The sequence below is a fragment of the Pseudomonas sp. ABa2 genome, assembly GCF_056676075.1.
On record NZ_CM155239.1, the window covers coordinates 4,484,755 to 4,508,086 of the forward strand.

Annotated in this window: 21 protein-coding genes; 9 read left to right on the plus strand and 12 right to left on the minus strand. The window is 69.1% G+C overall.

Annotation, left to right across the window (positions count from 1 at the left end; genetic code table 11):
- Positions 1-37: 37 nt before the first annotated feature.
- From AC1G9C_RS21840 to AC1G9C_RS21870, 7 genes are all read right to left on the minus strand, one after another.
- Positions 38-1,207 carry an iron-containing alcohol dehydrogenase gene (locus AC1G9C_RS21840; protein WP_480408761.1) on the minus strand — a complete coding sequence of 390 codons (1,170 nt, stop codon included), beginning with the start codon at positions 1,205-1,207 and terminating at the stop codon, positions 38-40.
- An 8-nt stretch (positions 1,208-1,215) separates the two neighbouring features.
- Positions 1,216-2,604 carry an aldehyde dehydrogenase family protein gene (locus tag AC1G9C_RS21845; protein ID WP_480408762.1) on the minus strand — a complete coding sequence of 463 codons (1,389 nt, stop codon included), beginning with the start codon at positions 2,602-2,604 and terminating at the stop codon, positions 1,216-1,218.
- Positions 2,605-2,700: 96 nt separating this feature from the next.
- Positions 2,701-4,074, minus strand: coding sequence for a glutamine synthetase family protein (locus tag AC1G9C_RS21850; protein WP_480408763.1), 1,374 nt, complete (start codon positions 4,072-4,074; stop codon positions 2,701-2,703).
- Positions 4,075-4,421: 347 nt separating this feature from the next.
- A complete protein-coding gene (locus tag AC1G9C_RS21855; protein WP_021441904.1) occupies positions 4,422-5,459 on the minus strand; it encodes a TRAP transporter substrate-binding protein in 1,038 nt (345 codons plus the stop codon).
- 132 nt (positions 5,460-5,591) lie between these two features.
- Positions 5,592-6,917, minus strand: coding sequence for a TRAP transporter large permease (locus AC1G9C_RS21860; RefSeq protein WP_021441905.1), 1,326 nt, complete (start codon positions 6,915-6,917; stop codon positions 5,592-5,594).
- A complete protein-coding gene (locus AC1G9C_RS21865; protein WP_031302555.1) occupies positions 6,917-7,423 on the minus strand; it encodes a TRAP transporter small permease subunit in 507 nt (168 codons plus the stop codon). The genes AC1G9C_RS21860 and AC1G9C_RS21865 overlap by 1 nt, the downstream gene beginning before the upstream one ends.
- A 251-nt stretch (positions 7,424-7,674) precedes the next feature.
- Complete coding sequence (locus AC1G9C_RS21870; RefSeq protein ID WP_122109127.1) at positions 7,675-8,574, minus strand: AEC family transporter; 900 nt, start codon at positions 8,572-8,574, stop codon at positions 7,675-7,677.
- Between the two features lie 288 nt (positions 8,575-8,862).
- Here AC1G9C_RS21870 and AC1G9C_RS21875 point away from each other — a divergent pair, with 288 nt between their 5' ends.
- A complete protein-coding gene (locus AC1G9C_RS21875; protein WP_480408764.1) occupies positions 8,863-9,342 on the plus strand; it encodes a hypothetical protein in 480 nt (159 codons plus the stop codon).
- Between the two features lie 83 nt (positions 9,343-9,425).
- Here AC1G9C_RS21875 and AC1G9C_RS21880 read toward each other — a convergent pair whose 3' ends face one another.
- Together AC1G9C_RS21880 and AC1G9C_RS21885 are read right to left on the minus strand one after the other, a co-directional pair.
- A complete protein-coding gene (locus tag AC1G9C_RS21880) occupies positions 9,426-10,508 on the minus strand; it encodes a fatty acid desaturase family protein (protein ID WP_480408765.1) in 1,083 nt (360 codons plus the stop codon).
- Entirely contained in the window at positions 10,505-11,605 is a 1,101-nt protein-coding gene (locus tag AC1G9C_RS21885) for a ferredoxin reductase (RefSeq protein WP_480408766.1), read from the minus strand. Before AC1G9C_RS21885 ends, AC1G9C_RS21880 begins: the two co-directional genes overlap by 4 nt.
- Before the next feature lie 153 nt (positions 11,606-11,758).
- Between AC1G9C_RS21885 and AC1G9C_RS21890 the strand changes: the two genes are divergently transcribed.
- From AC1G9C_RS21890 to AC1G9C_RS21925, 8 genes are all read left to right on the plus strand, one after another.
- Positions 11,759-12,394 carry a TetR family transcriptional regulator gene (locus AC1G9C_RS21890; protein ID WP_480408767.1) on the plus strand — a complete coding sequence of 212 codons (636 nt, stop codon included), beginning with the start codon at positions 11,759-11,761 and terminating at the stop codon, positions 12,392-12,394.
- A 154-nt stretch (positions 12,395-12,548) separates the two neighbouring features.
- Positions 12,549-13,049: an urease accessory protein UreE gene (ureE, locus tag AC1G9C_RS21895; protein ID WP_480408768.1), complete on the plus strand. Its 501-nt coding sequence runs from the start codon at positions 12,549-12,551 to the stop codon at positions 13,047-13,049.
- A 52-nt stretch (positions 13,050-13,101) separates the two neighbouring features.
- Positions 13,102-13,776 carry an urease accessory protein UreF gene (locus AC1G9C_RS21900; RefSeq protein WP_122109132.1) on the plus strand — a complete coding sequence of 225 codons (675 nt, stop codon included), beginning with the start codon at positions 13,102-13,104 and terminating at the stop codon, positions 13,774-13,776.
- A gap of 13 nt (positions 13,777-13,789) precedes the next feature.
- Entirely contained in the window at positions 13,790-14,404 is a 615-nt protein-coding gene (gene ureG, locus AC1G9C_RS21905) for an urease accessory protein UreG (protein ID WP_021445446.1), read from the plus strand.
- 21 nt (positions 14,405-14,425) lie between these two features.
- Complete coding sequence (locus AC1G9C_RS21910) at positions 14,426-14,998, plus strand: HupE/UreJ family protein (protein WP_480408769.1); 573 nt, start codon at positions 14,426-14,428, stop codon at positions 14,996-14,998.
- A 160-nt stretch (positions 14,999-15,158) separates the two neighbouring features.
- Positions 15,159-16,070: a glycerophosphodiester phosphodiesterase family protein gene (locus AC1G9C_RS21915; protein ID WP_480408770.1), complete on the plus strand. Its 912-nt coding sequence runs from the start codon at positions 15,159-15,161 to the stop codon at positions 16,068-16,070.
- Between the two features lie 562 nt (positions 16,071-16,632).
- Positions 16,633-17,247 (plus strand): LysE family transporter, encoded by a 615-nt coding sequence (locus AC1G9C_RS21920; protein ID WP_122109135.1) that lies wholly within the window; start codon positions 16,633-16,635, stop codon positions 17,245-17,247.
- 385 nt (positions 17,248-17,632) lie between these two features.
- Positions 17,633-18,577 (plus strand): DUF808 domain-containing protein, encoded by a 945-nt coding sequence (locus AC1G9C_RS21925; protein ID WP_397495911.1) that lies wholly within the window; start codon positions 17,633-17,635, stop codon positions 18,575-18,577.
- Positions 18,578-18,900: 323 nt separating this feature from the next.
- Here the strand turns inward: AC1G9C_RS21925 and AC1G9C_RS21930 are convergent, their stop codons facing one another.
- From AC1G9C_RS21930 to AC1G9C_RS21940, 3 genes are all read right to left on the minus strand, one after another.
- Positions 18,901-19,752, minus strand: a complete 852-nt coding sequence (locus AC1G9C_RS21930; protein ID WP_021445282.1) for a mechanosensitive ion channel family protein — start codon at positions 19,750-19,752, stop codon at positions 18,901-18,903.
- A 113-nt stretch (positions 19,753-19,865) separates the two neighbouring features.
- Positions 19,866-20,762, minus strand: coding sequence for a transglutaminase family protein (locus AC1G9C_RS21935; protein ID WP_397495910.1), 897 nt, complete (start codon positions 20,760-20,762; stop codon positions 19,866-19,868).
- Positions 20,759-23,245: a circularly permuted type 2 ATP-grasp protein gene (locus AC1G9C_RS21940; RefSeq protein ID WP_480408771.1), complete on the minus strand. Its 2,487-nt coding sequence runs from the start codon at positions 23,243-23,245 to the stop codon at positions 20,759-20,761. Before AC1G9C_RS21940 ends, AC1G9C_RS21935 begins: the two co-directional genes overlap by 4 nt.
- Between the last annotated feature and the right edge of the window lie 87 nt (positions 23,246-23,332).

Here is a 23,332-nt window from a genome sequence, read left to right on the forward strand (position 1 = left end):
GGGCCTAATCGCAGCCCTAGCCCGGATTGCATCCGGGCTACAAGGCTCCGCGCAGCGCTTTCTCGAACAACGCACTGTACTGCGCGGCGCTGAAGGCGATGGGGTTGGTGCCGGCCGACGGATCGACTTCGGCCATGCGCCCAACCTGCTCGATGCGTGCATCGTCGATGCCGATCTCGCCCAGACTGTGGGCGATGCCCACCTCGCTGCGCAGCGCCAGCACCCAGTCCAGTACCGCCTCGAAACCGCTGCCCGGCAGCGCCAGGTAGCGCGCCATCTTCTCCATCTGTGGCTCGATGGCGCAGCGGTTGGCCACCAGCACATAGGGCATCAGCACCGCATTGAGCAGGCCATGGTGGGCGTCGTACAGCGCCCCCAGCGGATGCGCCAGCGCGTGCATGGCACCGAGACCACGCTGGAAGGCAGTGGCGCCCATGCTCGAGGCCACCAGCATCTGCAGCCGCGCCTCGACGTCGGTGCCCTGACTGACCGCCCGCGGCAGGTACTGCTGCACCAGGCGCATGCCTTCCAGCGCGATGCCCTCGGCCATGGGATGAAACAGCGGCGAGCAGAAGGCCTCCAGGCTGTGCGACAGCGCGTCCATGCCGGTGGCGGCAGTGATCTTCGCCGGTAGGCCGACCGTCAGTTCCGGGTCGAGAATCACCAGCGCCGGCAGCATGCGCGCGTGGAAGATGATGCGCTTGATATGCGCCGCATCATCGGTGATCACCGAGGCGCGACCGACTTCCGAGCCGGTGCCGGCGGTGGTCGGCACCGCCACCACCGGCGCCATGCCGGCGACCTTGACCCGGCTGGCGTTGTCGCCGACGTCCTCGAAATCCCACAGCGGCCGATCCTGGCCGACCATCAGAGCGATGGCCTTGCCGGCATCCAGCGCCGAGCCGCCGCCGAAGGCGATCACCCCGTCGTGCCCGCCGGCCTTGAACGCGGCCACACCGTCCATCACGTTGGCGCCGGTGGGGTTGCCCTTGATCGCCGAGAACAGCCCGGCCTTCAGCCCGGCATCGCGGCACTGGCGCAGCGCCGCGTCGATCATCGGCAGCGCGGCCAGACCGGGGTCGGTACACAGCAGCGGCGCGCGCATGCCGAGCTGGCGGCAGGCCTCGGCCAGCTCGTTGATGCGGCCGACGCCGACGCGCATCGAGGTCGGGTAGTTCCAGTTCATGCGGTATCGATTCAGGTCCATGGCGCGCCTCACAGCTGAGTCTTGAAGTGGAAGGATTTCGGCCGGGTCAACTGCTCGTAGCCGACCTGCGAGAGGGTGCAGCCGCGCCCGGAGTGCTTCACCCCGGTCCAGGCCAGGCCGGGGTCGAGGTAGTCGCAGCGGTTGAGAAACACCGTGCCGGCCTCCACCCGGTCGGCCAGGGCCATGGCGGCGTCGACGTCGCGGCTGAAGATCGCCGCGGTTAGGCCGAACTCGCTGTCGTTCATCAGCGCCAGCGCCTCCTCGTCGCTGGCGACCTTCTGGATGCCCACCACCGGGCCGAAGGATTCCTCGGTCATCACCCGCATGCCGTGGTGCACCCCGGTCAGTACCTGCGGCGCCAGATAGGGCGTGCCCGGCGCATCCAGGGGGAACTCGGCCGGGTCGATATGCGCCCTGGCGCCCTGGGCGACCGCCTCGGCGATCTGGCCGCGGACGAAGTCGGCGGCGTCGCTGCGCACCAGCGGACCGAGGGTGGTTTCCGGGTCGTCCGAACGCCCCAGCCTGTACTGGCGCACCAGCGCCACGGCGCGTTCGACGAAGGCGTCGTAGAGCGACTCGTGCACATAGATGCGCTCGATGCCGCAGCACGACTGGCCGGAGTTGAAGAAGGCGCCATCAATGGCGGTTTCCACCGCATGGCCCAGGTCGGCGTCAGCGCGCACGTAGGCCGGATCCTTGCCGCCCAGCTCCAGGCCGACGCTGATAAAGCGCCCGGCCGCCGCCCGCTCGACCATGGCCCCGCCCGGCACCGAGCCGGTGAAGGCGACGTGGGCGATGCTCGGCGCCTGGATCAGCGCCTCGGTGTCGCCGTGGCTCAGGTGCAGGTACTGGAACACGCCCTCGGGCAGCCCGGCCTCGGCAAAGGCCTCGACCATGCGCTCGGCGCACAGCGGGGTCTGCGCCGAATGCTTGAGCAGCACCGCGTTGCCCGCCAGCAGAGCCGGCAGCACCGCATTCACCGCGGTCAGGTAGGGGTAGTTCCAGGGTGCGATGACCAGCGCCACGCCCAGCGGCTCGCGGCGGATAAAGCGGGTGAAGCCGGGCTTGTCCGGCAGGCGAATGTCGGCCAGCGAACCCTCGGCGATATCGGCCATATGGCTGGCGCGCTCGACAAAACCGCGGATCTCGCCGGCGGCGTAGCGGATCGGCCGCCCCATCATCCAGCACAGCTCCTCGGCCAGCTGCGCCTCGCGCGCGGCGAAGGCGGCGATGGCGCGCCGGCCGATGGCGATGCGCTCACTCAGCGGTGTGCGTTTCCAGGACTGCTGCGCCAGTTCGGCCCGGGCCAGCGCGGCCTGGATCTCGGGGTTGGAGGCCAGACGACGCTCGACGTAGACCGAGCCGTCGATGGGAGAAATGCATTGCAGCTTGCTCATAAGGTGCTCCAGAAACCTGCCCGCATGGCCTGGATGCATGCCGGGGACACTCGGCAACAGCGCCCCGAATTGCATCCAGGCTGGGGGAATGGGGAATCAGATGATTTCGAAGTAGCGATCCAGCTCCCAGTCGCTGACATGGCGGCGGTACTCGCGCTCTTCCCATTCGCGGCTGGCGGCGAAGTGCTCGACGAAGGCGTCGCCGAACAGCTCGCGCGCGGCCTGCGAGGCCTTCAGGCGCTGCGCCGCATCCCACAGGGTGCGCGGCAGCGCCAGCTCCTCGGGATGCTTGACCGCGTAGGCGTTGCCGCTGACCGGCGCGGTCGGCTCCCACTCCTGCATGATCCCGTACAGCCCCGAGCCGATGGCCACCGATAGCGCCAGGAAGGGGTTGCCGTCGGCGGCGCCGAGGCGGTACTCCTGGCGCTGCGACTTGTCGCTACCGGGGATCACCCGCAGCGCCGCGGTGCGGTTCTCCACGCCCCAGGTGGCGTCGGTGGGCGCCCAGAACCCGGGAATCAGGCGCCGGTAGCTGTTCAGGGTCGGCGCCACCATGCACAGGAATTCCGGCATCAGGCGCTGCTGGCCGGCGAGGAAATGCCGCTGCAGCTTGCTCATGTTGTGCGCCTGGCTGGGGTCGTAGAAGGCCGACTTGTCGCTCGCGCGGTCGCGCAGCGAGACGTGGATATGCCCGCTCTGCCCCGGGTACTTGCCCGACCACTTGGCCATGAAGGTGGCCATCAGGCCGTTGCGCTGGGCCAGCACCTTCATGAAGGTCTTGAACAGCGCGCCCTTGTCCGCCGCCGCCTCGGCGCGGTCATAGGCGATGGCCGCCTCGAGTACGCCGGGCCCGGTCTCGGTGTGCAGGCCCTCGATGGGAAAATCCATGCTCTCGCCCATCTCGAGGATCTGGTGGTAGAGCTCGGCATGCACCGAGTTACGGATCATCGAGTAGCCGAACCAGTCCGGGGTGAAGGGTTTGAGGTCGCGAAAGCCCTTGGCCCGCGCCGACTCCGGCGTCTCGTCGAACATGAAGAACTCGTACTCCAGCGCCGCATAGGGCTCGAAGCCCATGCCCTGGCAGCGCTCGACCACCCGCCGCAGGGTGCCGCGCGGGCACACCGCCTCGGCCTGCTGGTCGAATTCGGCGAGAAACAGCAGCATGCCGTTCTCGAAGGGAATCTCGCGGCAGGTGTGCGGCAGGATGCGCACCGGCGCGTCGGGGTAGCCGGTGTGCCAGCCGGTGTACTGGGCGTTGTCGTAGAGCTGGTCCTTGACGTCCCAGCCGAGCACCACGTCGCAGAAGGCGAAGCCGTGCTCCAGGGCGGAGAAGAACTTGCTGCGGCTCATGTACTTGCCGCGCATCACCCCATCGTTGTCGAACAGGCCGACTTTCACGTGGCTCAGGCCACGCTCCTCGACGATGCGCCGGGCATCGCCCAGGGTCTTTACATCCCGTGGTTTGAACATGCTAACCCCTGTGTCTTGTTGTTATGGCGGGCGGGCTGGGCGCAAGGCTGGGCAGCCATGACCGGCCTGGCAGGGCCGACGGCGCATGGGCACAGCGCGACGCCTCTCACAGCGTCCGTTTCAGGCCCATTGAGTGTGGTACAGGATTGCCGGGCTGGCAGGGCTGGGGCGGGAAAAATCTGCGGGGGCGGCGCAAGGATCCAAGGACAACGCGCATTGACCTTGCGGCGACTGCGGTTCGTGGGCGGCCCCGCGACACCCTGAGCAGGGCAGCGGGCGGCACCATAAAAAACCGCGCCCGTACCTCGCGGCACGGGCGCATGGCCTCACCTGACGAGCCGCCGGATTCAACCGCGATAAGGCGCCCCCGCCTTGGCCATCAGCGCGTTGTACTTCTTGAAGATGTCCACCACCTTGGCGCAGCGCGGACTGGTCTTGGCGATCTCGTCCCAGAACTTCAGCGCCTCGGCCTCCACCGTGGCCCACTCCTCGGCCGGGATGGAGGTCAGCTGCAGCTTGCCGCCCTCCACGCGCAGCTGCGCCTCGCCGCCCCAGTACCAGTGCTGACGGTAGTAGTTGGAGCTGTCCATGCACAGCTTGAACAGGGTCTTGAGGTGTTCGGGCACCTCGGCCCACTTGTCCGAGTTGGCGAAGTAGGAACCGATCCAGGCGCCGGAGATGTTGTTGGTGAGGAAGTACTTGGTGACGTTGGCCCAGCCGACGGTGTAGTCCTCGGTGATGCCGGACCAGGCGATGCCGTCCAGCTCGCCGGTCTGCACCGCGACCTCGACGTCTTCCCAGGGCAGGGTCACCGGGATCACACCGAAGCGGGCGAGGAACTTGCCGGCGGTGGGGAAGGTGAAGATGCGCTTGCCCTTGAGGTCGTCGAGCTTGGTGATCGGCTGCACCGTGGCGAAATGGCAGGGATCCCAGGCGCCGGCGCCGAGCCAGGTGACGCCCTTGACCTCGCCGTAGGCCTCGGCCCAGATGTCGTTGAGGCCGTACTGCTCGAACAGCACCGGCACGTCGAGGCTGTAGCGGGTGGCGAAGGGGAAGTAGCCGCCGAACACCGAGACGTCCACCGGCGCGGCGATGGAGTCGTCGTCGCTCTGCACCGCGTCGATGGTGCCGCGCTGCATGGCGCGGAACAGCTCGCCGGTGGGCACCAGCTGGTCGGCGAAGTACAGCTGGATCTCCATCTGGCCGTTGGCGGCCTTGTTGAAGGCGTCGATCGACGGCTTGATCACGTGCTCGGCCAGCGCCGGGCCAGCGTAGGTCTGCAGGCGCCAGGTGATCTTCTTCGGCTCCTGCGCGTAGATGTGCGCCGAACCCAGGGCGGCGGTGCCGACCGCGGCGGTTTTCAGGAAATCGCGTCTCGTACTCATGCTGTTCTCTCCAATAGTGTCGATGCAGATGCAATACAACCGCTCATTGCCGCCGCAGCCGCAGCGGCCTTGCCAGTGACCGGCAGGCGCCGGCTCGACTGCTGGCGCGCCAGGCGCGCCGATTTCCGAAGCTCAGCCGCCGTAGTGCAGCTGCGGCAACCACAGCGCCAGCTGCGGGAAAACCATCACCAGGATCAGGGTCAGGACCATCACCAGCACGAAGGGGGTGACCGAGACGTAGATGTCGCGCAGGCTCACCTCGGGCGGGGCCATGGCGCGCATGAGGAACAGGTTGTAGCCGAACGGCGGGGTCATGTAGGCGATCTGGCAGGTGATGGTGTAGAGCACGCCGTACCACACCAGGTCGAAGCCCAGCGCGCCGACCAGCGGGATGTAGAGCGGCGCGACTATGACCAGCATGGCGGTGTCGTCGAGGAACATGCCCATGATGATGAACGACAGCTGCATCATGATGAGGATCTGCCAGGGCCCCAGGTGCAGGCTGTCGACGAAGAAGGTCTCGATCGCCCGCACCGCGCCGAGGCCGTCGAACACCGCGCCGAAACACAGCGCGGCGAGGATGATCCACATGAACATGCAGCTGATGGCCAGGGTCTTGCGCAGCGTCTCTTCCAGCACCTGGCGGTTCAGCCGGCGCTTGACCAGCGCCATCAGCATGGCCGCGGCGGCGCCCACCGCGGAGCTTTCCACCAGGCTGGTGTAGCCCAGCAGGAACAGCCCGGTCATGGCGAAGAAGATGAACAGCGGCGCCAGCCCGGCGCGCAGCAGCAGCAGCTTTTCCCGGCGGCTGACCTGCAGCCGCTCGGCCTCGGCCAGGGGCGGGCCGAGCTGTGGCTGCAGACGGCAGCGCACGACGATATAGAGCACGAACAGGCACGCCATCAGCAGGCCGGGAATGGCCCCGGCCAGCCACAGCTGGCCGACCGGCTGACGGGCGATCATGCCGTAGAGCACCAGCACCACGCTGGGCGGAATGAGGATGCCCAGCGAGCTGCCGGCCTGTATCACCCCGGTAACCATGATCTTGTCGTAGCCGCGGCGCAGCAGCTCGGGCAGGGCGATGCTGGCGCCGATGGCCATGCCGGCCACGCTCAGCCCGTTCATCGCCGAGATCACCACCATCAGGCCGATGGTGCCGATGGCCAGCCCGCCCGGCAGCGGCCCCATCCACACGTGGAACATCTTGTACAGGTCTTCGGCCAGGCCGGACTCGGAGAGCATGTAGCCCATGAACACGAACATCGGCAGGGTCAGCAGCGGGTACCACTTCATCAGTTTCATCGCCGCGCTGAAGGCCATCTCCGAGCCGCCGTCGCCCCACAGCAGCAGCGCGGCGGCGGCGGCGACGAAGCCGATGGCGCCGAACACGCGCTTGCCGGTGAGCAGCAGCAGCATCATCGAGGAGAACATCAGCAGTGCGATCAGCTCGTAGCTCATCACAGCGTCTCCCCGCGGGCCGCGTAGAGGTCCTTGAAGAAGGTGGCGATGGCCTGCAGCAGCATCAGGGCGATGCCGAAGCACATGACGATCTTGATCGGCGCCATATAGGGCGACCAGGCCGAGTAGCTGGTTTCCTGGTATTCCAGGGCGTATTCGGTGGAGGAGATGCCGCCGATCAGCAGCAGCACCAGGTAGAAGATCAGCATGAACACGGTGATCGCATCGACCACGGCGCGGGTGCGCGGCGACCAGTGGCTGTAGGCCAGGTCCATGCGTACGTGGGCGTCGAGCTGCATCGAGTAGGCGCCGCCGAGCAGGAAGTAGGCGACCATGAGGAACTGGGCGCTTTCCAGGGTCCAGATCGAGGGGGTGAAGAAGGTCTTGCTGATCGAGGAATACAGCAGCACCGCCAGCATGGCGAAGATCAGGTACATAGCGAAACGCCCGACCCTCCGGTTGAATGCGTCCACGACCCGGACGAAAGCTCGAATGCCCTTGCGCATGCAGTTTCCTGCTTTTTTGTTCGTTATCTCGTCAGCCTAGACGAAGATTCGCCAAAGCCAACCGCCCCGCCTGGCCATAGCAGGAAACGCGCCAGCCACCCTGGCCGCGCCCTTCCCCGAACAAAATCAACGGCTTGAAAACTACCGGGCTAGAGCCGCAGCGCGCCAGGAAGGCGGCGAGCACCGAGGCGGTGCGCGCCGGTTCCTATTCCGGGGGCATCTGGCCATGATCGGCACACAGCCGCCGGTTATCAGAAGCCCACCGCCAGCATCCACAGCGGCAAGCTGATCGCCGCCAGCAGGGTCGACAGCGAAATCGCCGCGCTGACGCTGCGGCTGTCCTCGGCGTTGCGGGCAAAGGCCATCACGTTGACCCCGCTGGGGCAGGCGGCGAGCAGCACCAGCACCGTGCGCGCCGTGTCGTTCAGCCCCGGCAGCTGGCCGCTGAGCCACCAGACCAGCGCCGGGAACAGCGCCAGCTTGGCCAGCGCCACGCCCCAGGCCTCGCCGGTGGGGCGCAAGCGGTAGCGCGACAGGCTGGCGCCGAGCACGATCAGCGCGCAGGGCAAGGCGGCCTGGCCCAGCCAGGTCACCGCCCGCCACAGGCTCTCCGGCACCACCAGCCCGGACAGGTTGAGCAAGGCGCCGAGCGCCAGGCCGATGATCATCGGGTTGGCCAGGTTGTTCAGCAGCGCGCGGCCGTCGACCCGCTCCTGACTGCCGAAGGCGGCGTAGAAGCTGTGCAGGGAAAACAGCGTAAGGCTGTGGAACACCAGGATGGCGAAGACGTAGAGCAGACCGTCGTTGCCCATCAGGCTGGCGATCAGCGGGATGCCCACCAGCACGTTGTTGGAGAAGGCCGCCACCAGCCCCAGCGGCGACGCAGTGCCGCGGCGCCAGTGAGCCAGCGCGTTGACCGCGGCGAACACCAGCAGCACCGGCAGGTAGTAGGCCAGCAGCAGCATCGGCGACAGGCCCTCGGCCAGCGACGCCTTGGCGATGCCGGCGAACAGCAGCGTCGGCATGAACAGCTTGAAGGTGATATTGGCCAGCCCGGCCGCCGACTCGCTGGTGAGCCACTGGCGCCAGCCCAACAGATAGCCGAGAACGATCAGGGCGAAGATCGGCAGAATCGCCTGTACCGCGAGCATGGGTGCACCTGCCTCCAGAAAATCGCGTCAACCGGAAGCGGCCCGCGCAAGGGGCGCCAAGCATACGCGCGGCAGGCCGAGGATGCGACCCGGCGAGCGCGCGCCGAAAACCCCTGCAAAACCTCCTGGCAAGGCCTTTAGCACGAGCTGAAAGCCGCGTTGCAGAGCCTTTGCAGCCTGCATCAACAGGGTCGATGGTCACTATCAGGCCAGTCAAGTTCTTATCTGTGCGCATGTCCCGAACAATTGGCCCCGAAGTCACTTATCACTCCCTACGGAGACATCGACATGAAAAGCCAACTGACCCTCGCCGCCCTGGCCCTTAGCCTGCTGACCACCAGCGTTTTCGCCGCGCCGAGCAGCGCGCCCTTCCCTCTGGTGGGCGAAGCCAAGGACAGCCAAGTGCAACAGCAACCCGTCGCGCCGCTGGCCGAGAACGGTGCCGAGCGCACGCCGGGCGCCCAACGTATCCAACTGGCCGAAGACGGCTCCGACCGCACCCCCGGCAGCCAGCGCATTCAGCTGGTGGAAGGCGGCTACGAGCGCACCCCCGGCGCCCAGCGCATCCAACTGGCCGAGGACGGCTCCGAGCGCACCCCCGGCAGCCAGCGCATCCAACTGGCCGAGGACGGCTCCGACCGCACTCCCGGCAGCCAGCGCATCCAGCTGGTAGAAGGCGGCTACGAGCGCACTCCGGGCGCCCAACGCGTGCAGTTGGCCGAAGGCGGCGCCGATCGTCTGATCGAGCAACGCGGGCGTACGGCCTGAGCCCTATCGCAACACCCCCCAAGCCCGGCACATGCCGGGCTTTTTTATGCCCTTTCGCGCGAACCACGCGTGCATATGGCGAGTCACGCCCTTCCTGCAGCGGGCAAACGGTAGATCCAGATGCGCCGCAGCACGGTTCCGAACTGAGCCCACAGGCTGCCGCAGTTGTAATGCTGGCCATAGCGCGCGGCGATCTGGCGCACCTCGCGCGCCAGTTCGGCATAGCGCCGCGCCGGCAGGTCGGGGAACAGGTGGTGCTCGATCTGGTGGCTGAGGTTGCCGGTGAGAATATGCAGCAGCGGCCCGCCGCTCAGGTTGCTCGAGCCGCGCAGCTGGCGCAGGTACCAGTGGCCGCGCTTCTCGCCCTGCAGCACCGCCGGCGCAAACACCGCCGCCTGCTCGGTGAAGTGGCCGCAGAAGATCACCAGGAAGGTCCACAGGTTGCGCAGCAGGTTGGCCAGCAGATTGCCCGCCAGCACGGCCAGGGCGTTGGCGCCGAGCAGCAAGGCCAGCAGCGGAAACGCCAGGTAGTCCTTGCCCCACTGGCGCGCCAGCTTGGCGCCGAAGCGGCGCGCCAGCGGGCGCACCTCGTCCTGGCCGATACGGCCCTTGAGCAGCTGGTCCAGGCGCAGATGCTGGATGGCCACGGCGTACTGGAACAGCAGCGCCTGGATCGTCACCCACAGCGGCTGCCAGCGGTAGAAGGGCTTCCAGCGCTGCTCGGGAAACAGCCGCACCACGCCGTAGCCGACGTCGTCGTCCATGCCCAGCACATTGGTGTAGCTGTGGTGGACGTGATTATGGGTGTGCCGCCAGAAATCGGCCGGGCCGACTATGTCCCACTCGTACTGGCGACCGGCGAATTCCGGGTCGTTCATCCAGTCGTACTGGCCGTGCATGACGTTGTGGCCCAGCTCCATGTTCTCGAGGATCTTGCCCAGACCCAGCAGCAGGCTGCCGAGCAGCCAGGTCGGCGGAAACCAGCCGAACATCAGCAGCGCGCGCCCGCTCCAGCAGCACAGGCGCACGGCGCCGCGCACCCGGCGGATATAGCGCGCATCCGCCTCGCCCAGATCGTCCAGGGTACGCCGGCGCAGGGCGTCCAGTTCGGCGCCGAAGGCCTGCAGCTCAGCCGGACTCAGCTCGCGGTCGGGGCGGTTGTTCACAGGTCGATCTCCACATCCCCATGGGGGGCGCTGATGCATAGACGAATGGGCTGCCCCGGCTCGGCGAACAGCGCGCCGCTGCGCAGGTCGCGCACCGCGCCGGCGAGCAGGGTGCAGGTGCAACTGGCGCAGATGCCCTGGCGGCAGCCATGAGCCGGCCGCAGGCCGTTGGCCTCGGCCTGCTCCAGCAGGCTCTGGCCAGTGTTGCCGGCGGCCTGCTGACGACTGCGGGCAAAGCCCAGGCGCACCGTGCCGGTGCCGTCGAGCGGCGCCGGCGGACTGAAGCTTTCCCACTGCAGGCTGGCGCCGCGCCCCGCCGCCTGCCACCCGGCCTGCGCCTGCTCGACGAAGCCACGCGGGCCGCAGACCAGCAGATGCTCGCCGGGCAGCTCGGCCAGGCGCTCATCGCTCAGTCGACCGGCGAACTCCCCCGGCAGCGCCGGCTCGCCGCTGAGCGCCCAGCGCAGCTGCAGATTCGGGTGGCGGGCGGCCAGCGCCTGCAGCTCGTCGACGAATGCGCGCTGGGCACGGCGGCGCACCTGGTGCAGCAGTGTCACCGGCGCCGCGTAGCCGCGCGCCAGCGCCTCGCGCAGCAGCCCGAGCAGCGGCGTGATGCCGCTGCCGGCGGCCAGCAGCAGCACCGGCCGGCCATCCGCCGGCCAGCGCAGCTCGCCAAAGGCCGCGCCCAGCTCCACCACCTGGCCGACCTCGACGCGCTCCAGCAGCAGGCTGGACAGGCGTCCGCCCGGCTGACGTTTGATCGCCAGCTCGACAAGCCCGTGCGCCGCCACCGCTGTCAGGCTGTAGCTGCGCCCATGGCGCACGCCGTCCTGCGCCAGGTACAGCTGCACATGCTGGCCGGCGCGCCAGCCGCGGGCGTTGCCGTTGCAGCGCAGGCGCAGGGCGAGCATGTCGTCGGCGACCCACTGGCGCGCCTCGACTCGGGCGCACACCCGGTTCAGGCGCAGCGTCGGGTGCAGCAGGCGCAGCCAGCAGTCGACGTCCGCCTCGCGCAGCCAGCCGCCGGCGCACAGCGCGCGCAGCGGCTGCAGCGGGCGGGCCAGGCGGCGCGCCAGGGACAGGGGAATCAGGGCCATCGATGCAGTTCCAGTGAACAGTTGTGCACAAGGCTGCCAGACGCCGCCCAGTTCAGTCAACACTTGTACACTTAAACGCTCGCACCATCCTGGTTCGACGCTCGCCGCGCGCATTTGCTAGAGTGCGGCATCGCTCACCGACCCAGACTCCGCATGACGCCACGCGCCGAACAGAAGCAGCAGACCCGCCAGGCCCTGATGGACGCCGCCCTGAGCCTGATGGAGAGCGGGCGTGGTTTCGGCAGCCTGAGCCTGCGCGAAGTCACCCGGGTCGCCGGCATAGTGCCCACCGGTTTCTACCGCCACTTCGCCGACATGGATGAGCTCGGCCTGGCCCTGGTGGCGGAGGTCGGCGAGACCTTCCGCGCCGCCATTCGCCGCGTACGCCGCCACGAGTTCGAGGTACGCGGGATGATCGACGCCTCGGTGCGCATCTTCCTCGCCGAGGTGACGGCCAACCGCGCCCAGTTCCTGTTCCTCGCCCGCGAGCAGTACGGCGGCTCGCAGCCGGTGCGCCAGGCCATCGCCGCGCTGCGCGAGCGCATCACCGGCGACCTGGCCGCCGACCTCAAGCTGATGAACCGCATGCCGCACCTCGACGACGCAGCGCGCGAGGTGGTCTCCGACCTGGTGGTGAAAACCGTGTTCGCCACCCTGCCGGAACTCATCGACCCGCCGGCGGACAACCTGCCGGCGCACCTCAGCGCCGAAGCCAAGATCATCCAGCAACTGCGCTTCGTGATGATCGGCGGCAAGCACTGGCAGGGTCTGGGCAAACCCGCCGTCTGAGCGCACCACAAAGGTGCACGCCAAGACCGGCATGCACCAAATAAAACCTGACTGCCTCGCCAAGTTATCCACAACCCACAGCAATGCGGCCTGGCGGCGCCTTGGCAAGGCCCTTGCACTATTTCCGGGCATCCCCTTTCCGGAATCGATGCATATGCTGGTGATCCACCGCCGAATCGCGCCGCAGCAGGCCCCCGATGCCGAACTGCAGCTGAGCTTCGAGGCGCGCAGCAAGAGCCGTCTGCGCTGCTTCACCACCGCGGGAGAGGAGGTCGGCCTGTTTCTCGAACGCGGCCAGCCGGCGCTGGCCGACGGCGACTGCCTGCAGGCCGAGGACGGCCGCGTGGTGCGCGTGCGGGCCAGGCCCGAGCCGCTGCTGCACGTGACCTGCGCCAGCCCCTTCGAGCTGATGCGCGCCGCCTATCACCTGGGCAACCGCCACGTCGCCCTGCAACTGGGCGACGGCTGGCTGCGCCTGCCCGACGACTACGTGCTCAAGGCCATGCTCGAACAGCTCGGCGCAACGGTCGAAGCCGTGGAGGCGCCCTACCAGCCGGAACAGGGCGCCTATGGCGGCGGCCACCATCATTCGCACCAGGGCGACGCCGAGTTCAACTACGGCCCGCGCCTGCACCAGTTCGGGGGGCGCAAGTGACCCCGAACGCGTCATTTCGCCTGGGGTGCGCCGTGCGCACCAAGGTTGCGCCATGAACCCGGCCTGGGCCCTACTGCGCCTGGCCAGCCCGCAGCTGCCGATCGGCGGCTACAGCTACTCCCAGGGCCTGGAATGGGCGGTGGACAGTGGCCTGATCACCGATGCCGATGGCGCCGAACGCTGGCTGGCCGATCAGCTCGCGCTCAACCTCGCCCGCTTCGAGGCGCCGCTGCTGCTGGCCCACTGCCAAGCCGCGCAGGACGGCGACTGGGGGCAGCTGCAGGCATTGGCCGAGCGGCACCGCGCCAGCCGCGAAACCCGCGAACTGGCGCTGGAAAGCCGGCAGATGGGCTATTCGCTGCGGCAACTGCTCGACGGCCTGCCGGAGCTGGACGACGCGGCGCGCGCCTTCCTCGCCGGGCAGCGCGAGCCGGGCCTGGCCCTGGCCTGGGCGCTGGCCGCGCGTGCCTGGCGCATCGCCCCCGACGAGGCCCTGGCCGCCTGGCTCTGGGGCTGGCTGGAAAACCAGCTGGCGGTGCTGATGAAGACCCTGCCGCTGGGCCAGCAGGCCGCCCAGCGCCTGACCAGTAGCCTGCTGCCGCAGCTCGAGGCGGCGCAACGCCAGGCCGAAACCCTAACCCCCGAACACTGGGGCAGTGCCGCCTTCGGCCTGGCCCTGGCGAGCATGGCGCACGAGCGCCAGTACTCGCGTCTCTTCCGCTCCTGACGAGGAACAACAGATGAACAGCCAACCCCTGCGCGTCGGCATCGGCGGCCCGGTAGGTTCCGGCAAGACCGCCCTCACCCTGGCCCTGTGCCGCGCCCTGCGCGAGCGCTACAACATCGCCGTGGTCACCAACGACATCTACACCCAGGAAGACGCCCAGTTCCTGGTGCGCAACGAGGCCCTGGAGCCCGAGCGCATCATCGGCGTGGAAACCGGCGGCTGCCCGCACACGGCGATCCGCGAGGACGCCTCGATCAACCTGGAGGCGGTGGAGCAGCTCAACCGGCGTTTCCCCGGCCTCGACCTGATCATCGTCGAATCCGGCGGCGACAACCTCTCGGCCACCTTCAGCCCCGAGCTGTCCGACCTGACCCTGTACGTGATCGACGTCTCCGCCGGCGACAAGCTGCCGCGCAAGGGCGGCCCGGGCATCTGCAAGTCCGACCTCTTGGTGATCAACAAGGTCGACCTGGCGCCGCTGGTCGGCGCCTCGCTGGAGGTGATGCAGCGCGACACCCTGAAGATGCGCGGCGACAAGCCCTTCGTCTTCAGCAACCAGAAAATCGGCCAGGGCCTCGACGAGATCATCGCCTTTATCGAACGCCAGGGCATGCTCACGGCGGCCTGATTCCACCTCAAGGAGATCCACATGAATCTGCGCAAAACCCTCTATGCCCTCGCCCTGTTCTGCACCCCGGGCCTGGCCTTCGCCCACGCCGGCCACGACCACTCCGGCGTGCTGGCCGGCCTGGCGCACCCGCTGCTGGGCCTCGATCACCTCCTGGCGATGCTCGCCGTCGGCCTGTGGGCCGCGCAACAGAGCGGTGCGGCGCGCTGGGCGCTGCCGGCCACCTTCGTCGCCAGCATGCTGTTCGGCGGCCTGCTCGGTTTTGCCGGCGTGGCCATCCCGCTGATGGAAACCGGCATCGCCGGCTCGGTGCTGGCCTTCGGCCTGCTGGTGGCGGTGGCCGTGCGCCTGCCGATGGCCCTGTCCATCGCCCTCACCGCCCTGTTCGCCCTGACCCACGGCGTCGCCCACGGCCTGGAGCTGCCGGCGCTGGCCAGCCCGTTCGGCTATGCCGCCGGCTTCGTCGTCGCCACCGCCGCCCTGCACGGCTGCGGCTACGCCCTGGTGCGCCTGCTGCCGCAGGCTGCCGCGCCGCTGGTGCGCCTGACCGGCGCCGCCTCGGCACTGGCCGGGGTGTGGCTGCTGGCAAGCTGAGCACAGCTCGCCCGAAACAGCTCCCGGATTGCATCCGGGCTAGCGAGCCCCCTCTGCCCGCGGGGAGAGGGGGCGGCGCTGCCGGCTTCGCCCTCCTGCACTTGCCAACACCCCCGCCGCTGGGGCACAAAGCCCTGAACCGGTTTCGAGACCCCAGCCCATGTTGCGCTTCGCCCGCTTCCTGCTCGCCCCCCTGCTGCTGCTCGCCGTGGCCCTGCTGGTGCTGGCGCTGACCAGCCGTCCGGCCGCCGTGCCCGAGGTGCTCGCCGACCTCGGCCAGCGCCCGCTGGTGATCGCCCACCGCGGCGGCAAGGGGCTGTGGCCGGAGAACACCCTGTTCGCCTTCGAGCGCGCCGTGGCCCTGGGCGTCGACATGCTGGAGATGGACCTGCACCTGAGCCAGGACGCCGAACTGGTGGTGATCCACGACGACACCCTGGAGCGCACCACCAATGGCCAGGGCCCGGTCGCCCACTACAGCCTGGCCGAGCTGCAGGCCCTGGACGCCGGCTACCACTGGAGCGCCGACGGCGGCCAGAGCCATCCCTACCGCGGCCAGGGCACGCGCATCGCCAGTTTCGCAGAGGTGCTGGAACGCTTCCCGCTGGTGCCCAAGGTGGTCGAGATCAAGGTCGCGGACGTCGGCATGGAAGCCCTGCTGTGCGAGACCCTGGCCAGCTACGACCAGCTCGACCGGGTGCTGGTCGGCAGCTTCCACGAACGCAGCCTCAAGCGCTTTCGCGAGGTCTGCCCGGAGGTGGCCACCTCCGCCGGGCCGGTCTCGGTGCGCCTGCTGCTGGCGCTCAACTGGCTGGGCCTGAGCGACCTGCTGTCGCCGTCCTACCAGGCCCTGCAGATTCCCCAGCGGCACAGCGGCCTGACCCTGGCCACCCCGCGCCTGCTGCGCAACGCCCAGAGCCGCGGCCTGCACGTGCAGCTGTGGACCATCAACGAACAGCCGGCCATGCGTCGCCTGCTGGAGATGGGCGCCGGCGGCCTGATCACCGACTACCCGGATCGCGCCCTGCAGCTGCTGGGCCGCTCCACCCAGCTCGGCGCGTTGCCCGACTGAGGCGCCCCCTCCCAAGCGGCGCCGCCCATCGGGCGCAGCCGGCCTGGCGATTTATTCGCCAGGCCATGCCACCCCGCGGCCCTGGCGGGCTGGCGACAGCCGCCCGCAGCTTATTCACAGAAACCTCCACAGTTTCCCGGGATAACTGCGCCGACGCACTCGAGCGCTGTGGAAAGGACTGGACAAAACCCGCGTTACCCGGGCGCTTGCGAGCAACCGGCAGCGCCGCTCAAAAACCGTACAACGCCCTGCAAGCCGCGCTATCCGTGGCCTGCAAACAAGCGCTCTCAGCTTATCCACAGATCGCCCCACAGAACCCGGGGACAACTGCGCGACCACCCCGCTATATTCCCCAATCACTGTCAAGTGGTTGTGCACAAAGGAAAAACCCTCCTGCTCAAAATTCCACCGACAGCCTGCAGAGGGCGCAGAATCGGCGCGCCGGGCCACCTTCCTCAGCTTATCCACAGAAATGCCCACAGCAGCCGTGGAAAACTTTTTTGCGATGGCCTGGCACGCCATCTGCTAAACACCAGCAAGCCTCCGTTCACAAGGATTCGTCATGTTCAGCTTCTTTCTCGCCGCCATGCTCCTCGGCTTCGTGTTCAATGCGGCGCCCGGCGCGGTGTTCAGCGAAACCCTGCGGCGCGGCCTGCGCGACGGCTACCGCCCGGCCCTGCTGGTGCAGATCGGCTCGCTGGTGGGCGACGCCACCTGGGCCGCGCTCGGCCTCACCGGCCTGGCCCTGCTGCTCGGCAGCGCCGAGGTGCGCTACCCGCTGACCCTGGCCAGCGCCCTGTACCTGGCCTGGCTCGGCTACCAGTCGCTGCGCGACGCGCACCAGCCGCCGCAACCCGGCGGCGACGGCCAGGGCCGCGGCGGCAGCGCCTTCGCCGCCGGCGCCGCGCTGTCGCTGACCAATCCGCAGAACCTGGTGTACTGGGCGGCCATGGGCGGCGCCATGGCCGCCATCGGCGTGGCCGAGCCGACGCCCACCCACCTGGCGCTGTTCTTCGCCGGCTTCATGCTCTCCTCGCTGCTCTGGTGCTTTATCTGCGCCGGCCTGGTGGACTGGTTCCGCCGCGCCGCCTCGCGGCTCTGGCACCGCCTCACCTACCTGGCCTGCGGCCTGGCCCTGCTCGGGCTGTCCGGGATGACCCTGGCCGAGCTGTTGTAAGGCTGGCTTCGTTGGGCTTCGTCGCGGGCTCCTCAGCCCAACCTGCGGCCTCCCCTGCCGTGGGTTGGCGCTGAACGCAGCGAAACCCAACGGCAAGAGCGCGGCTATCGCCCCCATCCAGACAATCAACCGGAGGCGCCGGCGAACGCGTCTAGACTCCAGCCTATCCACCCCTGGAGCACACGGGAGAAACGCCATGCCCCTGCACAGCCTGTTACGCAACCTCCTCGCCGCCTATGCCTGCGGCGCCAGCGGCAGCAGCGGCGGGGGCCGTCTCGACTGAGCACCACCGTCGGAGACGGCCGGCTCGGCCCGGGCACTGGGCAAGACCCGACGCTGGCGCGATGATAGGCGCCGCTCATTCCCTCCCCTCAAGGATTGCCCCATGGCCGGAACCAGCCTGCTCGCCCTGCTCGACGATATCGCCGCGGTACTCGACGACGTCGCGGTGATGACCAAGGTCGCCGCGAAGAAGACCGCCGGCGTGCTCGGCGACGACCTCGCCCTGAATGCCCAGCAGGTCACGGGCGTGCGCGCCGAGCGCGAGCTGCCGGTGGTCTGGGCGGTGGCCAAGGGCTCGTTCAAGAACAAGCTGATCCTGGTGCCGGCGGCCCTGCTGATCAGCGCCTTCGCCCCCTGGGCGGTGGTGCCGCTGCTGATGTTCGGCGGCCTGTTCCTCTGCTACGAGGGCTGCGAGAAGCTGGCGCACAAGCTGCTGCACAAGCCGCAGGCGCAGGCCCAGCAGCAGGAACTGCTGGAGGCGGTGGCCGACCCGCAGGTCGACCTGGTCGCCTTCGAGCGCGACAAGATCCGTGGCGCGGTGCGCACCGACTTCATCCTCTCTGCCGAGATCATCGCCATCACCCTCGGCACCGTCGCCGCCGCCAGCTTCGCCAAGCAGGTGGCGGTGCTCAGCGGCATCGCCGTGCTGATGACCGTCGGCGTCTACGGCCTGGTCGCCGCCATCGTCAAGCTGGACGACGCCGGCCTCTACCTCAGCCAGCGCGCCAGCCACGCCGCCCAGGCGCTGGGACGCGGCATCCTGCGCCTGGCGCCCTGGCTGATGAAGAGCCTGTCGGTCCTGGGCACCGCCGCCATGTTCATGGTCGGCGGCGGCATCCTGGTCCACGGCCTGCCGCCGGTGGAGGCCTGGGTGCAGCAGATGGCGCAGGGCGCCGCCGCGCTGGGCGCGGCCGGCCCGCTGCTCGCCGCGCTGACCCCGACCCTGCTCAATGCGCTGCTCGGCATCCTCGCCGGCCTCCTCGCCCTGCCGCTGGCGAGCCTTGGCGTGCGTCTGTGGCAAGCCGTACGGCCGACCAAAACGGCCTGACCGATCATTTGCCGAGCAGGCGCCGGCAGCCCTTGCCCGGCGCCGTCTGGCCCGACTTCCCCCAAGCTTATCCACAGCTTGCTCCACGCTTTCCGGGGATAACCGCGAGCCGCCTGGCGGAGCCCGCCCGCGCTTCCCGGAACTGCTTGCAAGTCTTCGGATTCGTTGAAGTTTTACCTCGAGCGAGGCCGCCAAGAGCGGCCCTGGCGAAAAGCTGAACAGCCCCGCGCAGGGCCGATGGCGCCTGGTGCGGCGGCTTTGCTGCAGAACTTGTGTACAGACTTACCCACAGATTCCGTGCACAACTCGCCGCGCCCCGCGGGCTAGCCGGCCTGCTGCATGATCACCGTCTGCGCCGGCATCGGCGCCGGGAAACCGCCCTCGCCGAGGGCGTCCTTGATGGTCTTGTTGGTGTCGAAATACACCTGCCAGTAATGGTCGTTGTGGCAGTAAGGGCGCACCGCCAGCACCGGCCCGACCAGATTGAACTCGAGGATTTCCACGTCCACCGCCGGCTCGGCGAGCACGTTGGCGATCGCGCCGACCCGCTCCTTGAGCAAGGCGGCGGCGGCCTTCCAGTCGGCGGCACCGGACAACTGCGCCTTGAGCTCGACGCGGCGGAAGGGGTTGTGGGTGAAGTTCTGGATGTTGTCGGAGAAGATCTTGTTGTTGCCGACCAGGGTCAGCACGTTGTCCGGGGTGTTGATCGCGGTGACGAACAGGCCGATCTCGGTGACCGTACCGACCACCCCGCCGGCGCTGATGAAGTCGCCGACCTTGAACGGCCGCAGGACGATGATGAAGCCGCCGGCGGCGAGGTTGGCCAGCAGCCCCGACCAGGCCATGCCGATGGCCAGGCCGACCGCGGCGATCAGCGCCGCCAGGCTGGTGGTCTGCACGCCGAAGTAACCGAGGATGCCGATCACCAGGATGATGTTGAGGGTCACCGAGATGAAGTTGCCGACGTAGCGCAGCACGGTCGGGTCGACCTTCTGCTGGCTCAGGGCCTTCTGCACCAGGCCGACGGCGACGCCGATCAGCCAGCGGCCGATGACCCAGAAGGCGATGGCGGAGAGGATCTTGATGGCGAAGGCCGCGCCGTATTGCACGACCAGGTCATAGAGGGCGGTGAGTTTTTCCGTGCCGGCGCTAACCAGTTGCGAGGTTTCGTCCATGGCGGTGCTCCAAGATGAGGGGTAACCCCCTCAACGCTAGCAGCGCCCCGGCCGGCCGCCAGGCAGCCGACCAACGGCGCGCCGGCGCCGTGGCAGAGCCGCCCGCGTCGTTCTCAGGCGTCCAGCGGCAGTACCGTCACCTGCACCTCCGGATCGTGGCTGCCGCCGCCGAGGATCACCCCGCGCAGCGGCGAGACGTCGGCGAAATCGCGGCCCCAGGCCAGGGTGATGTGCTCCAGCGCCGGACGCAGGTTGTTGGTCGGGTCGAAATCCACCCAGCCCTGGCGCGGGCAGTACAGCGACACCCAGGCGTGCGAGGCGTCGGCGCCGATCAGTCGCGGCTGGCCGGGCGGCGGCTGGGTCAGCAGGTAGCCGCTGACGTAGCGCGCCGCCAGGCCGCGCGAGCGCAGGCAGGCGAGCATCAGGTGAGCGAAGTCCTGGCACACGCCGCGGCGCTCCTCCAGCACCTGCAGCAGCGGGGTGGCCACCTGGGTGGCACCGGCATCGAAGCTGAACTCGCGGAAGATCTTCTCCATCAGCGCCTGCCCGGCCTGCAGCAGCGGCCGGCCGGCGACGAAGCAGTCGGCGGCGTAGTCGACGAAGGCCTGCTTGAGGCGCACGTAGGGCGACTCGAAACGGTAGCGCGCCGCCTCCAGCAGTGCCGGCGCCAACGCCTGGCCGCTGTAGCTGAGCGCCGCGCAGGCGGCCTCCCAGGCGGGCGAGTCGTGCAGCTCCAGCGGCGCGCGCGCCAGCACCTCGACGCGCAGCCGCGCGCCGACGCTGAGTGCCTGATGCGGGCGCTCGAACACCAGGCGGGTCAGCGGATTGCCGAACACATCGAGGCCGTCGCGGCGCTGGCAGGGCTGCGGCGCGATGCGCAGCTCGCGCTCGTGGCAGCGCTGCCAGGGGCAGTCGCGCGGCCACAGGTGCGCCAGCTGCTGGGCCAGCGAGACCGGCGCCGAGTAGCGGTAATGGGTGTCGTGGAGAATCTGGTACAGCGCGCTGCTCATGAGGATTGCGTCCGCTGGCTGGCGTCGACGTGGACGAAGAAGCGCAGGCCGAGCTGATCGGACACCGTGCCGGCGGCCTGGCTGATGGCGGCGAGCAGATCGGCCAGGCCTTCGAGCACGGCGCGAATGCTGCCGGGACCGAACAAGGGGTTCTCCAGGCTGGCCAGGTCGAAGCCGGCCAGCTGCGCCTCCAGTTCCTGCAGCGGCAGCTGCGCCGGCAGTTCGAAGCGCTCGTCGAGGCGCTGCAGCGAACGCAGCAGCGTGCGCAACTGGAAGATCACCGCATGCGGGTTCTGCTCGTCCAGCAGCAGCAGGTCGAGCACCGGGATCAGCTGCGCCGATGCCAGGTAGCGGGTGCGGTAGGTGATGCTGCTGTTGCCCAGCTCCAGCAGCCATTCCAGCGCCGACTGGTCGGTGGCGGCGCCGCTGCGCAGGAAGCCGGCGAAGGCGTCGCAGAGAAACTGCAGGCGCTCGATGCAGCGGCCGAGCATGAGAAAGCGCCAGCCGTCGTCGCGGGTCATGTCGTCGAGGGCGAAGCCGGACAGCGCCGCCAGCGACATCAGCAGGCGGTTGAGGAAATCCAGCAGCTCGCCGAAGTCGGCCGGCTGGCCTTCCAGCGCCTGCGCCTCGCGCTGCAGCTCGACCAGCGCCTGCCAGTTGGCCTGGGACAGCTTGCCGCGCACGCTGCCGGCGGCCCACTGCAGGCGCTGCAGGTTGGCGCGCAGGCTGGCCGGCCAGTCGGCGCCGAGCAGCGCCTGCAGCAGGCGCGCCTCCAGTTCGCCGGTCTGTGCCTCGGCCAGCAGGCCCAGCTGCTGCGCCAGGGCCAGGGCGCTGTGCAGCGCCTGCGGGTCGTCGTCATCGTCGACGTAGCGCGCCAGCAGGATGCGCAGCAGGCGCGCGCTGCCCTCGCAACGCTCACCGTAACGGCCGAACCAGAACAGGTTCTCCACCACCCGCGAGGGCAGGAAGGGGTCGCTGCGCACCAGGTCGGCGCTGCCCAGCGGGCGCAGCCACTGCCAGGGTTCGCCGCCGCTCTGCCGCGCGCCGAGCACCCAGGTGTCCTTGCTCGCGCCGCCGCGCTGCATCGACACCACCTCGGCGTCGGCGTCGGCGGCCACCCGGGTCAGGCCGCCGGGCATCACCCGGTAGCCCTCGGCGCTGGCCACAGCGAACACGCGCATGCCGATGGCGCGCGGCTGCAGGCCGCGGCCGTCCCACACCGGCGCCTGCGACAGCTGGGCGCGCGCCTGGGCGACGTAGGCGTAGGGGCGCGCCTTGAGCCGTTCGGCCAGGGCGGCGCGCTGCGCGGCGTCCAGATCGCGGCCGAACAGCGGGGCGAAGCTCTGCGAGGGGAAGGCCGGGCGCACCAGCAGCTGCTCGAGTTTTTCCAGCGCCTCGTCCAGCACCGGCGGCTCGCCGCACCACCAGCTGGCGATGGACGGCAACAGCAGTTCCTCGCCCAGCAGCTGCTCGCTGATGGCGGGCAGAAAGCCCGGCAGGCCGGGCGACTCCAGCACGCCGCTGCCCAGGGCATTGGCCACCAGCACCCGGCCGCGGCGCACCGCCTCGAGCAGGCCGGGCACGCCGAGGGCCGAGTCGGTGCGCAGCTCCAGCGGGTCGCAGTAGTCGTCGTCGAGGCGGCGCAGCACCGCATGCACCCGGCGCAGGCCGGCCAGGGTCTTGAGGTAGAGGGTGGCGTCGCGCACGGTCAGGTCGCTGCCCTCGACCAGCGGGTAGCCGAGCTGGCGCGCCAGGTACAGGTGCTCGAAATAGCTCTCGTTGAAGCGCCCCGGGGTCAGCAGCACCACCAGCGGCGTCTCGCCGCCACTCGGCGCCTGGCGCGCCAGGCTGTCCTGCAGGGTGCGGAAGAAGCCGGCCAGGTACTGCACGCGCAGATCGCGGTACAGCTCGGGGAAGGCGCGCAAGACGATCTGCCGGTTCTCCAGCGCGTAGCCGGCGCCCGACGGCGCCTGGGTGCGGTCGGCGGTGACCCACCAGCGCCCGTCCGGCGCACGCGCCAGGTCCACCGCATAGAGATGCAGCCAGGTGCCGCCGGGCACCTGCAGGCCCTGGCAGGGCCAAAGGAAGTTGTTGTGGCCGAACACCAGCTCGGCCGGCAGCAGGCCATCGGCGATCAGCTTCTGCGGGCCGTAGATATCGGCCAGCACGCGGTTGAGCAGCGTCGCGCGCTGGGCCACGCCGGCGGCGATCTGCTGCCACTCCTCGGCCGGGATCAGGTTGGGCAGCAGGTCCAGCTCCCAGGGCCGGTCGGCGCCGTCGGGGTCGGCGTAGACGTTGTAGGTCACGCCGTTTTCCTGGATCTGCCGCGCCAGCATGGCCTCGCGTTGCGCCAGCTGCTCCGGGCGGCTGCGTGAGAGCTGCTCGTACAGCCGGCGCCAGTGCGGGCGCACCTTGCCCTGGGCGTCGAGCAGTTCGTGGTAGGCGCCGGCAGGCGGCGGGTAGTCGGCTAGCAGATCGGGCATGGCAGGCTCGGCAGTGGCAGGGCGGTGCAGCGTGACGCAGGTTGATGATGCCCCTCCGTGGGAGGCGCTTTAGCAGCGACGATTCCG